The organism is Flavobacterium sp. AJR (assembly GCF_002156885.1).
Taxonomy (GTDB): Bacteria; Bacteroidota; Bacteroidia; order Flavobacteriales; family Flavobacteriaceae; genus Flavobacterium.
The window spans coordinates 68,655-82,707 of sequence record NZ_NCWQ01000015.1 but is presented as its reverse complement, the minus strand read 5'-3'; the positions used below and the strand labels follow the sequence as shown (position 1 = coordinate 82,707).

General features: G+C 32.4%; 12 protein-coding genes. 8 read left to right on the top strand and 4 right to left on the bottom strand.

The genetic code is table 11. The features are described 5' to 3' along the window. Nucleotides 1-64 precede the first annotated feature (64 nt). Together B8T70_RS05690 and B8T70_RS05685 are read left to right on the top strand one after the other, a co-directional pair. Nucleotides 65-967 (top strand): ROK family protein, encoded by a 903-nt coding sequence (locus B8T70_RS05690; protein ID WP_242667429.1) that lies wholly within the window; start codon nucleotides 65-67, stop codon nucleotides 965-967. Between the two features lie 186 nt (nucleotides 968-1,153). Next, nucleotides 1,154-2,155 carry an isoaspartyl peptidase/L-asparaginase family protein gene (locus B8T70_RS05685; RefSeq protein WP_086894217.1) on the top strand — a complete coding sequence of 334 codons (1,002 nt, stop codon included), beginning with the start codon at nucleotides 1,154-1,156 and terminating at the stop codon, nucleotides 2,153-2,155. A gap of 319 nt (nucleotides 2,156-2,474) precedes the next feature. On the opposite strand, the gene B8T70_RS05680 is transcribed toward B8T70_RS05685, so the two are convergent. Together B8T70_RS05680 and B8T70_RS05675 are read right to left on the bottom strand one after the other, a co-directional pair. Beyond that, a complete protein-coding gene (locus tag B8T70_RS05680) occupies nucleotides 2,475-2,789 on the bottom strand; it encodes a GIY-YIG nuclease family protein (RefSeq protein WP_086894212.1) in 315 nt (104 codons plus the stop codon). 216 nt (nucleotides 2,790-3,005) lie between these two features. Next, nucleotides 3,006-4,472 (bottom strand): glycoside hydrolase family 130 protein, encoded by a 1,467-nt coding sequence (locus B8T70_RS05675; RefSeq protein ID WP_086894211.1) that lies wholly within the window; start codon nucleotides 4,470-4,472, stop codon nucleotides 3,006-3,008. 349 nt (nucleotides 4,473-4,821) lie between these two features. On the opposite strand from B8T70_RS05675, the gene B8T70_RS05670 reads away from it, so the two are divergent. Further along, entirely contained in the window at nucleotides 4,822-5,223 is a 402-nt protein-coding gene (locus B8T70_RS05670) for a hypothetical protein (protein WP_086894210.1), read from the top strand. Between the two features lie 328 nt (nucleotides 5,224-5,551). After that, nucleotides 5,552-5,908, top strand: coding sequence for a hypothetical protein (locus B8T70_RS05665; protein ID WP_086894209.1), 357 nt, complete (start codon nucleotides 5,552-5,554; stop codon nucleotides 5,906-5,908). 265 nt (nucleotides 5,909-6,173) lie between these two features. On the opposite strand, the gene B8T70_RS05660 is transcribed toward B8T70_RS05665, so the two are convergent. Then, entirely contained in the window at nucleotides 6,174-6,782 is a 609-nt protein-coding gene (locus B8T70_RS05660) for a YkgJ family cysteine cluster protein (RefSeq protein ID WP_086894208.1), read from the bottom strand. A 656-nt stretch (nucleotides 6,783-7,438) separates the two neighbouring features. Here B8T70_RS05660 and B8T70_RS05655 point away from each other — a divergent pair. The 4 genes from B8T70_RS05655 to B8T70_RS05640 all read left to right on the top strand — a co-directional run bounded on the left by B8T70_RS05655 (nucleotide 7,439) and on the right by B8T70_RS05640 (nucleotide 12,754). Next, nucleotides 7,439-8,653 (top strand): TMEM143 family protein, encoded by a 1,215-nt coding sequence (locus B8T70_RS05655; protein WP_086894207.1) that lies wholly within the window; start codon nucleotides 7,439-7,441, stop codon nucleotides 8,651-8,653. 168 nt (nucleotides 8,654-8,821) lie between these two features. Then, complete coding sequence (locus B8T70_RS05650; protein ID WP_123912076.1) at nucleotides 8,822-9,304, top strand: hypothetical protein; 483 nt, start codon at nucleotides 8,822-8,824, stop codon at nucleotides 9,302-9,304. A gap of 209 nt (nucleotides 9,305-9,513) precedes the next feature. Continuing rightward, nucleotides 9,514-9,984: a DUF962 domain-containing protein gene (locus B8T70_RS05645; RefSeq protein ID WP_086894205.1), complete on the top strand. Its 471-nt coding sequence runs from the start codon at nucleotides 9,514-9,516 to the stop codon at nucleotides 9,982-9,984. A 190-nt stretch (nucleotides 9,985-10,174) separates the two neighbouring features. After that, the gene (locus tag B8T70_RS05640) at nucleotides 10,175-12,754 is read left to right on the top strand and encodes a CotH kinase family protein (protein WP_086894204.1); all 2,580 of its coding nucleotides are present in this window, start codon (nucleotides 10,175-10,177) and stop codon (nucleotides 12,752-12,754) included. A gap of 202 nt (nucleotides 12,755-12,956) precedes the next feature. Here B8T70_RS05640 and B8T70_RS05635 read toward each other — a convergent pair whose 3' ends face one another. Continuing rightward, on the bottom strand, nucleotides 12,957-14,006 hold the full coding sequence (locus B8T70_RS05635; RefSeq protein ID WP_086894203.1) for a helix-turn-helix transcriptional regulator: 1,050 nt from the start codon (nucleotides 14,004-14,006) through the stop codon (nucleotides 12,957-12,959). Nucleotides 14,007-14,053: the final 47 nt, after the last annotated feature.

The window sequence follows — 14,053 nt, the reverse complement described above, 5'->3', positions numbered from 1 at the left end:
CTTAATCTCTTAATGGTAAAAAAATCTTAATCTCTTAATGGTTCAATTCCAAAAAAGAAGAAGAATGAATAAAGAATATGCCGTTGGATTAGACATTGGGGGCACACATATTACCGCAGCAATTATAGATATAGTAAGCATGAAAGTGATTGATTTTTCGCTGCATAAAGAATCATTTGACTCTAATTTGCCGGTAGAAGAAGTGATGACTATTTGGGAAAAAGCAATTAGAACTTCTATAGAAAATTCTAAAGTAGAAAAACCGACAGGATTAGCCATTTGTATGCCAGGTCCGTTTGATTATATTAATGGAGTTTGTTGGATAAAAGGACAATCTAAATACGAGCATTTTTACGGATTAAACGTTCGTGATTTATTTCAGGATAAATTAAATCTTTCGACAGATTTTCCGATTCTTTTTGAAAATGATGCGGTATGTTTTGGTAAAGGCGAAGTTTTTAAAGATTCAGATAATCTTTCTAAAAAAGTAATGGCAATCACGCTTGGTACAGGACTTGGAGCTTGTTTTATAGACAAAGGAGAATCGATTTGTACAGGGAATTTAGTTCCTAAAGATGGCGAAATATATGACCAACCATATAAAGATGGAATAGCAGAAGATTATGTTTCGGCACGAGGACTTATAGCTGGTTATTTCGCTTTAAGCGGAAAAAAACTCAACAACGGATTAGAGCTTTTTAATTTGGCTAAAGCCGAAGATGAAATGGCGATAAAAGTATTCGAAGAAATGGGAGAGGATTTAGCTGCGATTGTTATTCCGTGGTTAGAAAAATTCTCTGCTGATAGTTTTATTATTGGTGGAAAAATTGCAAATGCAAGTGAGTTTTTCTTGCCTACTTTCATTAAAAAAATAAAAGGAGCAGGAAGTAAAGTCGATGTTTCTATTTCTACAGATAATGAAATTGCAGCTTTATTAGGAGCGACAAGTTTGCTTTATAAAGCTTAATAAGTTAAACCATATAAGTTATATAAGTTCATGTAAAAGAATTTTTGATAACTTGGTTTTAATTTTTTAGTAGCTATAAATAACTGTAAATGTTCTAAAAATTACTTATATGATTTAATTTTGAGTTGCTATAAACAGCCCACTTAAATGATCTTATATAACTTATATGGTTTAAAAATATTTAATATGACAAACTCAAATCGTAGAAATTTTATAAAAACAGCAGCAATAGCTTCAGTTGCTGTAGCATTGCAATCTTTTAATACAGACCAAGAAGAAGAAAAGATATTGGTATCTAAGAAAGTAAAGAAACCAATTGTACTTTCTACTTGGAAGTTTGGAATTCCTGCAAACGAAGCTGCTTGGGAAGTTTTAAAAAGCAAAGGAAGCGCTCTGGATGCTGTCGAAGCAGGAGTTAAAATTCCCGAAGGCGACCCCAAAGAGCGAAGCGTAGGTTATGGCGGACGCCCTGATAGAGATGGTCGTGTAACACTAGATGCTTGTATTATGGATGAAAATGCCAACATAGGTTCAGTTGGTTGTTTAGAGTTTATAAAACATCCTATATCTGTTGCAAGAGCCGTGATGGAAAAAACACCACACGTAATGTTGGTTGGTGATGGAGCTTTGCAATTTGCATTAACACAAGGTTTTAAAAAAGAAAATCTGCTAACAGAAGAGTCCGAAAAAGAATGGAAAGAATGGCTGAAAGACAGTAAATACAAACCAATTGCCAATATCGAAAATCACGATACAATCGGGATGATTGCTCTGGATGCCAACGGAAATCTTTCGGGTGCGTGTACTACAAGCGGAATGGCTTTTAAAATGCATGGACGCTTAGGAGATTCACCAATTATAGGAGCGGGTTTATATGTTGATAACGAAATTGGAGCCGCTACAGCAACAGGTCATGGTGAAGAAGTAATAAGGATTTCGGGTTGTCACCTTGTTGTTGAATTAATGCGTCAAGGAAAATCACCTCAAAAAGCCTGCGAAGAAGCCGTAGCAAGAATCGTAAAACTAACCAAGAACAGAAACAAAGATTTAAAAGATATTCAGGTAGGTTTTATTGCTTTGAATAAAGCGGGAGAATATGGCTCGTATTGTATTCAGGGCGGTTTTAATTATGCCGTTTATGACGATACTGGCAACCGATTAATCGATGCCGATTATTTTTTGAAGTAATTTTTTTGTTTTATCCCCAATCTTGTCTTTCTTATCCCGAGGTTTTAGGACAATAATCTCCACAAGAGATTCTGTAATCTTTGTCGAGCTACTAGCGGAGACCCTTCGTTCCTCAGGGAGACAAGATTGTGGAGTTTCTTTGTGTAATTGCGGTGTCGACAATCTTGTTTTATCTCAATCTTGTCTTTCTGACGAAGGAAGAATCTCCACAAGAAATTCCGTAATCTTTGTCGAACTACTAGCGGAGACCCTTCGTCAGGGAGACAAGTTTGTGGTTGTTTTGCATAATTGTATAATTGACAATCTTATGGATTTAAAACTATTCAAATAAGTAATCTAAGAAATTCAAATCAGGATTTATTGATTTTATAAGTTGTATTTTTTTATCTCTTTTCCATCCTTTTATTTCTTTTTCTCTTGCAATTGCTTCCTGAATCCAAGTAAATTTCTCAAAATAAAGTAAAAAATGGACATCATATTTAGAAGCAAAAGTTTTATTACCCACTAAAATATTTTCTTTATGTTGTCCTAATCTAATTTTTAAATTATTTGTGACTCCAGTATACAAAACAGTTTTTGCTTTGTTTGTAATTATGTAGATATAATAAGTGTGGTATCCTTCATTTAGATGCATTAAACGAAATTAATGTTTTTAAGTTTAAGTAAGTTAAAACTTATTTTTTTATTCCCTCAATCTTGTCTTTTCGACGCAGGAAGACACGAGCGATAGCGAACTGGCGAAGCAATCTCCACAAGAAACTCCATAATGTTTGTCGAGCGACTAGTGGAGACCCTTCGTTCCTCAGGGAGACAAGACTGAGGATAATCGTGCTGTTCCAAATTCAGATTATTATTTACTGTCTTTTAAAGCAGTTATTAATTCTACCATATCGACTATAGCGTATGTCGATGAATAATCGGATACGGCATAGGGCAATATTAAGCTGTTGTTGTGGATGATTGCTCCACAGGAATATACAACATTGGGTACATAACCTTCTCGCTCATCTTCGAGTGGCGAAAGTAGTGGTTCTTTAAGTCTTCCGATTTCTTTGGAAGGGTCATCAAGGTCAAATAGTGATGCGCCTATGCAATAGCGTCGCATAGCGCCTACGCCGTGGGTTATTACGAGCCAGCCTTCTTGAGTCCAGAGTGGAGATCCGCAGTTTCCTATTTGTGTAAATTCCCAAGTATAACGTGGTTCTTGGAGTAGGATAGGATTGTTCCATTGTGTGGCTCTGTCGGAATACATGATGTAATTGTTTACGCCATCGATACGGGAAAGCATGGCATATTTGCCTTTTATTTTTCGGGGAAATAACGCCAGGTTTTTATTTTGCGCACCTGCGCCATGCAGTGGCATTACCCTGAAGGTATAAAAGTCTTCGGTAGAAATAAGTTTTGGGAGTATGGTATGCCCATTATAAGCTGTATATGTTGCCATAACCCGATTGGAGCCATCATCATCGACAAAACGAACAAAACGAGCATCTTCGATTCCTTTGCTTTCAGAGTCAGATATTGGGAATATAACCCGTTCGGTAATATCGGAGTCATGTTTGAATTGTAAATCATAAAAAGAATCGGCTAACCAAATTATTTCTTCGAGCGCTGTTCTCCTTTCCTGACGAATTGATGGATCGCTTAATGCGATATTTACCATACTTTTTAATACTGCATACTCAAATTCATTTGGTAAATCCTGCATGATTTGCGCTATGTATTTGTCATGCGTATGCATTTCGGACAATTTTAAGAGGAATCGTTCTTTATTGTATAGACTTTTGTGCTCAATCTCGGCTTTATCGATATTATGCCCAATTTTCATTACTTGGAGGTTGTTGTCTTTATCGAGAATTCCTCTCCTAAAAACAATTGACGAAATATGTCCTTCGCCTGTGGCACGGAATGAAATAATAACTCGTTTTTCGCCTATTTGAAGATCCGATTGATCTAAATCTTCAACAATAGATGGGTTGAAAATAGCAGCCGATTCAATAGCATATTCCATCGTGCAGTAAGAACCTATAAGCATTTTTCGGTCGAGAGACATGGCTTCATAGTCTATTTTCATCCCTTCGATTATACCTCTTATTTTTCCGGAATGTTTAAGAAAGATGCTTGAAATATTTCGGTGACGTCTTGCAAATTCACGAAGTGTATGTTCTAAGGTTTCTACGACTTGTTTTTCATCGAGTGTCATTATGCGCGCAACCATTTGGATTGTCCGTTCATCACCATTCATAAAATATCGGGCAACAACTCTTTTGGAATCTGGGATAAATCGTATATTTTTTCGGATGACAGGTACTCGCATAGTTTTATTTTTTAATTAGAATAAAATAGGAACGCTATTTATTTTTGAAGAAATCAACTTTAAAAATCTAGGATTCTTAGGAAGTATTAACTTCCGATAAAGGGATTATTCCAAATTTACGAAAAAATAATAAATAAAATAATTGCAAATAATTGGTTTACAGTAGAAATGAATTTTCAGGATTTACCAGTTTAACAAAATGGGTATTTATACTGGGGGCTTTACTTTTATTTATTGGTATCCTTGTTGGAAATAAATTTTTTAACTCGATTGCGGTTTTCCGTAAGGAAGGGGATTATCTAGTGATGATATTTGTTTTGAATTAAAACAATCTAATAAAAATATAATTATGGCAACAACTTACCATTCTAATGGAAAAATAAAATGGAATAATTTAGGAAGCGCATATCACGATAATGGAAAGATTGCATATTCTTCATTAGGAACAGCGTATCACGATAATGGAAAGATTGCATATTCTTCATTAGGAACAGCGTATCACGATAATGGAAAGATTGCATATTCTTCATTGGGAACAGCGTATCACGATAATGGAAAGATTGCATATTCTTCATTGGGAACAGCTTATCATGACAATGGAAAGATAGCATATTCTCCATCTTTTAAGATATTTTACGAAGCAGATGGAAAAATTGTTAAGAAGTCAAGCTTTAGTATAAGTTTAGGCAAAGGAATAATTTTGAAAATAATACCAAATATAAAAGTTAGTGTTTATGGAAGAGTAGTTTAATTTTTTTAGGAAAAGGGGAGAGAGTACCAATTGAAGAGGTATAATAAAGTCTATGGAAAAATTTGAAAAAAACAATTAGTAAAGAATATATATATGTTCTTGATAATAGAATAAAATTCAAGAATTAATTAAACTTATTAATAAATCATTATAAGTTTTAAATCAATTAAAGATGAATTTATTGAAATTAAAGAAGTAAACACATTATTTAAAATTCTTATGTGTGAGTTGGCTTGAGTATAAATAATTAAATGTATTAAGAACTTAAAGTTATAATAAATCCTACATTTGATTTTATAAGATTAGAATATTAATTATAATTAAGAAAATGAAAAAAACATTATTGAGTTTCGCATTGCTATTTGGGTTTGTAAGTTTTGGGCAAACTATAAACGGAATTCCTATTAAAGATTTGGATGTACAATATTTGCAAATTTTGGGGACTTCTAAAATGATGTCTTCAAAACTTACTATAACAATTGACATTGGGCAAAAAACTAAATATTTTGCAAGTAATACAGATGCAACACTTTTAAAAGATGAAAATGGAGAAGGTTTAGTATTCAATTCGATGATAGATGCTTTAAATTATATGTCTTCAAACGGGTATGAATTTGTAGCGTCAAATGTTGTGACAGTTGGAGGACAGAATGTGTATCATTACTTGATGAGAAAAAAAGCTTAAAAGAATATTCCTTCTGGAAGTATCTATCATGAAAAAGTGCAAAAGTCTCTGATTTTGTGCTTTTTTTTATGATAAACTAATTAAAAAGATCTCTAGTCTTTTCATTGATTGTTTTTCTATTAGCTAGAAGTATATAGAATTTTTCAAAAAGCAAGACCATAATATGTTAGTAAGAGATAAAACTAAGGTTTAATCTTTTAAAAGAAGATTTGTATCTCTGAATCTTTGAACCTTAGTCCCTCAGAACCTCTGTACCTAAAAAAAACTAAGCAATATTCTCTAATCCACCAGGAAATGGTCTGTAGGCATAATAATGCAAGACTTCTTCGATGGCCATTTTTAAAGCTTCATTTATTGGGAGCAATGTAATTCCCATTTTGAGGTCTATTTGTGCTAATTGCATATAATAATCAGTAAAAATAGGCACGTACTGTCCTTTATTAATCAATTCTTCGGCTGTATTAAAGTTATCTTGTTGTTCTTCTTTTATGATTTTGCAGGTTGCCAATCGCAGTTTTCCGTATTTATCGGTATTTGCGGCATAACCAAATAGACGACATATAAGTCCTCTATAACGATAATTGCTACATTTTCCTTTATGATGTTCCAGAACAGAGAGAGGGCGGTATAAATGGCAATTTTTGTTGGATGTATTATTTAATTCTGCTAAAGTTTCTTCAGCCATACCATTCAAAAACAAATGAAATGCCCAGGGCAAAAATTCTAGAGGTGAAGCTTCTATATTAGGTTTAGAACAACATTTTCCACAACCAGCGTTACAAAATATATGTGTTTCAGATTGAAAAGCAGTAATTTCAATTTCAAGGCGGTCAAACAATGCTTCTACGAGCCGAACTTTATGTTCTATTGCCATTTTTTTGTGTAAGGTAGGCTAATAGAAATGGCTCATGCTACATTAGGTGTTTTTTTAATTTAGAAAGGTTCAAAGGAGCAGAGAAACAAAGGAACAAAGGTTTTTTAGGAAAGACACTAAGGTGCTAAGATGCAAAGGGACAAAGGCAGCTTCGTTTATGAATAAAATAGTTTTTTTTAGTTATTATATTTGTTTCTAAAAGAAATAGTCTTAGAATCTGTATAAGTAGCTTCTCAAGTTACTCTCAGAGGTTTTTTTAATTTAGAAAGGGTCAAAGGAGCAGAGTAGCAAAGGAACAAAGTTTTTTTTAGGAAAGGTACTAAGGTGCTAAAATGCAAAGGGACAAAGGAAGCTTCGTTTATGAATAAAAAAGTTTTTTTTTAGTTATTATATTTGTTTCTAAAAGAAATAGTCTTAGAATCTGTATAAGTAGCTTCTAAAGTTACTCTCAGAGTTTTTTTTAATTTAGAAAGGCTCAAAGGCTATTTAGTTTGTGTAGAGAAAGCTCTCTAGCATTATACTTTATCCGCAAACTAGGCAGTCTTTGTTCCTCTGTTTCTTAGGACCTTTGCATCTTTGTTTCTTAGCACCTTTGTACCTCAGAAACTAAAAACCTTTGTACCTTTGAACCTTTAAAATAAGCCCCCAAATTTTATATGAACCGAGAACATTATATTCCCTTTAACAAGGAGTTCTTACTCGAACAACAAATTGCAACTTTTAGTGAAGACCAAAAAAAGGTCGATGATTTTATAAAATTATTCGATATTATAGAGCACTATTATCATTATGAAGCTTTTAATCTTAACCGAAATTTAAAACAAAATTATGCTCTATTCGATCCTGATTTAAGCCCGAAAGAACGTGAAAGTTTTATAGGCAAGAGTGACTTTTCTGTTTTTAAAGAAACGCTTGTTACAGTTTTGGAACATGGTAATTATAGTCGCATTGACAAGGAAACGTTAGACAAGGCATTTAAAGATTCAGATTTAATAGGTCTAAATTTAGCAATAGATTTTAATGCTTTTAAAGATTACGAATTATATGTTAGAGGCAATCATAAGGCAAAAGAAAAGGTCACTAAATTTATTTTCTGGAAGAAAGAAATTGAGATAGAATATTATGATCGTGTCATGATTTATCTTAATTATAATGATGCCAATTATCTTAGAGAGAAAAAAGTAAAATTAGGAAAAATGCCTATTGAGCCTGGTTCTGTGGTTTTAAAAATCTTTAAGCGCGTTCCTAAAAATGACCTCGAAACGATATTCCCAAATGCAATCCCCAAGATGTCCACTACAGACAAACTATTGTTGTGGGTTCCTGGTATTTTTGGTGGAGTTTCGTTATTAAGTACTACCGTAATTCCGGCATTGATTCGTATGTATGCTGCATACAAATCGGGAGAAACTCTTGATTTGCTAAATAGTAAAGCTTCGCTAAATCAGGGCTTAATTGCATTAGGAATTTTATCTGCATATTTATTTAGACAGTATAGCAATTTTGTGAATAAGAAGATAAAATATTCTAAGATGCTTTCTGATAGTCTTTACTTTAAGAATCTAGGAAATAATAGCGGTGCTTTTTACTCTTTATTAAACTCATCAGAGGAGGAAGTACTTAAGGAAACTATCTTGGCTTATGCATTTTTAGAAAGAAGTAAGAATCCTTTAACTGCAGATGAACTCGATTATCAAATTGAATCTTGGTTTATGACAAAGCTAAATACAGATTTAGATTTTGATGTAAATGACGCTTTGTTGAAATTAAAAAACATTGGTCTTGGTATAGAAACAAATGGAAAATGGGAAGTTATCTCGCTTGATAAAGCGCTCATTAAGATTGATGAATTGTGGGATGGAGTTTTTTAGGAAAGGCGCTAAGGTTTTTTTTAAAAGGTTCAAAGGTTGCTTAGTTTGCGAGTAAAATGATTGTGATACATAAGTAACTCGACATAGTTTGAGGAACAATTTGGTACTAATATTTAAAAATGAGTAAATAATTGTGAAAAAAAAGGAATGATAAATATGAAATCAATCATGACAAAAAAGATTCTATTAATGTTAGCAGGTGTATTTTTTTTGAGTTGTCAAAAAGATAAAAATAATGTATTAATATTTGATGAGGTAGAGTATTATCACAGTAGCTTTTATAAATTGGCTGGTCCACCAGATAATACAGATAGGTTTGATATTTATTATTCTGATTTTGTGCAGGAAAAAAATAAATTCAATTATACAAAATTAGCTCAGTATGGATTTTTAAAAAGAGAAATAAGTAACGATTTTGAGGCCAATATAAAAGATTTTCTGACAGATAAAAATCCTGGAAAATATTTCCCTGACTATAGATGTTTAAACTGTTATCAAGATATTTTGATTTTTTACAACAAGAAAGAGTTAATAGGTGTTGCGAAATTTGACTTTTTATGCAACAAGTATTGTTTTACAAGTTTTCTTTCTGATAAAAATATTTATTTAAAAAAGGATTGTTTAAGGTATAAACACTTTTTTAAAGAATAAAGAAATGCGGTAGTTATCTTGTATGAGTTTAAGAACTTTTATAGGGTGATAGTATCATAATCATTTTATCCGCAAACTAAAAGCCTTAGCACCTCAAAACCTTTCTCAAAAAAACCTTTGCCTCTTAGAACCTTAGTACCTTCTTTAAAAAACCTTTTTTGTATCTTTCATAAATTTTATTAGATTTACGTATACCTAAATCCTGAAATATGAGAACGTTAGAACAATGGTTTGATGAATATGCAGTAAGTCACCAAAACCCAAAGAATAAAGCGATACATTATGTATGTGTTCCTGCAATTTTCTTTTCGATTGTAGGTTTATTAATGAGTATTCCGAGTGGTTTAATTGCTCGCACTCTAAAGTTGAATGCCCCAATAATCGAAAATTGGGCTGTGGTTGTGTTACTTTTTGTACTCGTTTTCTATATTAGATTGTCGGTTGGAATGGCTTTTAAGATTGCAATTTTCTCGGCTATTTGTCTGGTTGTAAATTATTATATCGGACAAGTTTTTCCGTTATGGATATTTTCTATTGGTGTTTTCGTTATTGCGTGGATTGGGCAGTTTTATGGACACAATATAGAGGGTAAAAAGCCTTCTTTCTTAAAAGATCTTCAGTTTTTAATGATTGGTCCAGCTTGGGTGGTTGAGAATTTATTCTCGAAGAAAAGGGTTTGAAATCCTGATTTTATAAGGGGTACGAGTTCAAATTGGTGGCGAGTTAACAGGCAAAACTGCTTGTGAAATTTTAGAATACTTATGATTAAATAATTGTCCTAATTTATTAATTATAAAACTTTTTATAGTTAAAGAGGAAAAAAAATAAAGGCATTTTTGGAGTTAAATTTTTTAACTTAAATAAACCTTTATGAATAGAACTTTACACCAAATTTTTAAGCGTTTTTTTTTATTGATAGTTTTAGTATCAATTTCTACAACTGCACAGATTAAAATAAATGAGGTCATGGCGAGTAATACCATGAGTTATGATCCTACACAATACAACTTTTCGGATTGGATAGAATTATATAATCCAGCGAATACTACAGTTAGCTTTCGAAATTATTATTTTTCTGATGATATCAATTTGCCTACTAAATGGCAAATTACAAGCTCTAAGGCTAGTATTTCTAAAGTAGGATATTTGCTAGTTTATTTTGATGAAACTAATACAAGCACAAATGCAAGTTTTAGGTTGGAGCCTAAAGGTGGAACTATCTATATGTTTGATGCCAGTAAAAATCTTGTAGATAAAATAACTTATCCTCCTTTAAATAATGGTAATATATCGTATGGCAGAACTACTGATGGTGGTAGTGAATGGAGTCTTATGAGTTATCCTACTCCTAAAACAACTAATGCTAAAGGTTTTCCTGCAAGTAAACAGGCTGAACAACCTTTGTTTAGTGAAGCGGGTGGATTTATTAGTGGGACGAAACAAATCACGTTAACCAGTAAAACTCCTGCAGCTTTAATTTATTATACATTAAATGGTGACGAACCTTTTGATGCAACAACTCAGGTAACTGATGCATCTAAAATGCTTACTGGAAAAGCGTTGCTTTATAATGGCGCAATCTCTGTTACTAATGCTGTTATTAGAGCAAAAGTTTATGCACCTGGTTATTTACCAAGTACTGTTGTTACTCAATCTTATTTGCTAAATAAACGAAATATTGATTTGCCTGTTTTTTCGGTTTCTATGAATGAAAAATATCGAAATGATGGAACGCTGGGAATATGGAGAAACTATAATAATAAGGTTATGAAAAGACCTTCTAATGTTGAATTTTTTCCAACTCAAAATGGGACGTCTAATTTTAACTATCAAATGAATGTTGAGATATTTGCAGCTAGCCAGCGTGCAAAAGAGCATAAACAATTTAATATTATAGCAGACAAAAGGTTTCAGGGAAATAACCGAATGAAATATGATTTTTTTAATGAGAAGAAAGGTCAAAAAAGAAAGTCGGTTACATTAAGAACTTCGGGACAGGATGGTAAAAAAACGATGCTGCAGGATGCATTAGTACATGTTTTGATAAAGGACCAAATGGATATAGACCGTAGAGCTTATGAACCTGCTGTTGTATATATTAATGGTAATTATAATGGCTTGATGAATATTAGAGAAAGAACTCAAAAGGATTATCTGGAATCTAATTATGGTTTGGAGACTAACGAATACGATTTGTTAGGTAAACATAACGATTATTCTACTATTCGTGCTTCTCAAGGGAATATGAATCAGTGGAATGAAATGGTAAGTTATCTTAAAGCAAATGACCTTAAAACTGAAGCTAATTATCTTAAATATGTAGAGAAGTATATTGATGAGCCTGAAGTACTAAATTATTTTTTAGTACAAACTTATATTAACAATCGTGATCAACCTGATAATAACATTAAAGCATGGAGACCTTATACTAATAAAACAAAATGGCGTTATATATTGCATGATGCTGATTTGGCTTTAATAGTTTATTCATCTGCGGATAATAACATAAACCGTACACAAAAGAGTTCTACAAGCTCGATGGGATATGTTTTTTATAGTCTTTGTAAAAATGCAACGTTTAAGCAAAAATTTGCTGGTCAGTATATTGTTCATGCTTATCAAACATTTGATCCTACCAGAACAACACCTATTACTGATAGTCTTGCAAAAAAGATTGAAAATGAAATAGGCTATACACATGATGTTCATTCTTCGGTTCCAACTTTAGCAACTTGGAAAAAAAATATCCAATCAATGAAAGATTATTGGATTAAAAGACAACCCTATGCTACTAAACACGTAAAATCTTCTTTTGGTTTGAGCGGTAATGAGATGGCATTGAATGTAAATAATGATTTTTCTAAAGGGGATGTGTTGTTAAATACTATTAAATTGTTGAATAATTTTAAAGGGAAATATTTACAAAGTCTTTCTTATTCTTTGGAAGTTAAACCTAAAGCAGGTCATACTTTTAGATATTGGGATATTAAAATAGATAATGTAAGTAGTCAAGAATTTGGTGTTACTTATTCTGGAGTAATTCCTGCTAAAGCAGCAAATGTTGTTATTACTGCTGTTTATGACAATGATACTGTAAGTTCTGAAACTAAAAAGAATGATGAAGATAGTACTGTAGATGTAGATGAGAATGTAATGAAATCCTCGGATGTGAATTTATCTGAGAACAAAGTTGTTATCGAGGAATTAAATAAACAGTTGGTAGCAAGCGATGTTAGACTATATCCTGTGCCAATTACGGAAGATATCCTTACGATTACTGCTGATGGAAATACGATATTAGCAGTCGAATTTTACGCTATAAATGGTTCTTTAGTAAAGAGAGTTGTACCAGAGGAAATGCCTCTTGATGTTTCTTTTTTAAGTAAAGGTGTTTACTTGTTGCGTATTTATACTGATAACGGAGTGGTTGTAAAAAAGATTATTAAGTAAACACAAATCAACTCGTACTACGTGAGTAGGTTTTAAAAAAGCGCATTGTCTATGACTTTGCGCTTTTTTTGAATGTTTTTTGAGTTTATTGTTTTTTAGCCCAGATAGTAACGGCATCCTTTTCTTTGTTTCTTTAACAAAGAAAAGATAGAGTGGATAGCTGGATTAGCTCCTTACAAAAATAATCAGGGTAATAATAAATCTAGATAATTAATAGGTCTAGTGCCGATAATTCTGTTACAAAAGGGCAGAACATACTAATTACCACTTCTTTTATTTTCATAAGTCCTGAACCTATGCAATTATTTTGATTCTTGATTTGACTAGGTGGATACCCAAAGTATTTACGGAATGCTGTACTAAAATGATTAGGAGATTTATAACCTAATGATTCTGCTATTTGGTATATGTTTAATTCGCTTTTTAGTAATTTTTGTTTGGCTTCAGTCATTTTTAGTTCGTTTAGATAACCAAAAACGGTTGTACCAAATATTTCTTTAAAGTATTTTTTTAGCTTAAATTCATTAGTTCCTACTTTTCGGGCAAGATCTATTAATGAGCAGGGTGCCATAATGTTTTGAGTAACTATTTCTCTGGCATGGTGCATTCTTTCGACATCAATTTTCGGAATTGAATGTAAAACCTTTTGCGCTTGAGTTAATTGCTCTACTTGTAATAATAATAATTCAGATACTTTTGTTTCCATATACATTCTGCGAAAATGACCTGTTCTTTCGCAAGTGCTAATATCTCTTACTACAGCCAAAATTTCGGGTGTCATAATTTCACTATAGTTTACTTGCTTGGCTGGATTTTCATTAGAATATGTTGTGATGAATTGAAAATCCAGATCTAAAGAATCTACTAGTGTGTTGTAGGTATCTTGCGGTATTAATATCGAGAGGTATTCTATTGCTGTAGGTGTAGCGGGAAGTTTAGCCAGTTTTGTACCTGCGGGTAAGTAATGTATTTGGTGATGCATCATGTTAGTACACCCTTTCATAAAAAAGAACATTTGCATCACAGGTTCGTCTGTGTAATATTCAATTTTTATGGGCTGTAATAAATCTACCTCGATAAAGTTTATAAAAAACGATCCTGCTAAAGTTTGGCTATCTTTTATGCTGCCATATTTGGAATCACTGAATGTAATAATATCTTCAATAATTTCGTAAGCGTGATCTTTTTCTTCAAAAAAAGTCTGGTCACAGAGCTTGTAATCTATATCTTTTATCGTGGTTTTAAGTTGCATTCTAATTCTTACTATGTTGGTTACAAAGATACGTTTATATTTAATAT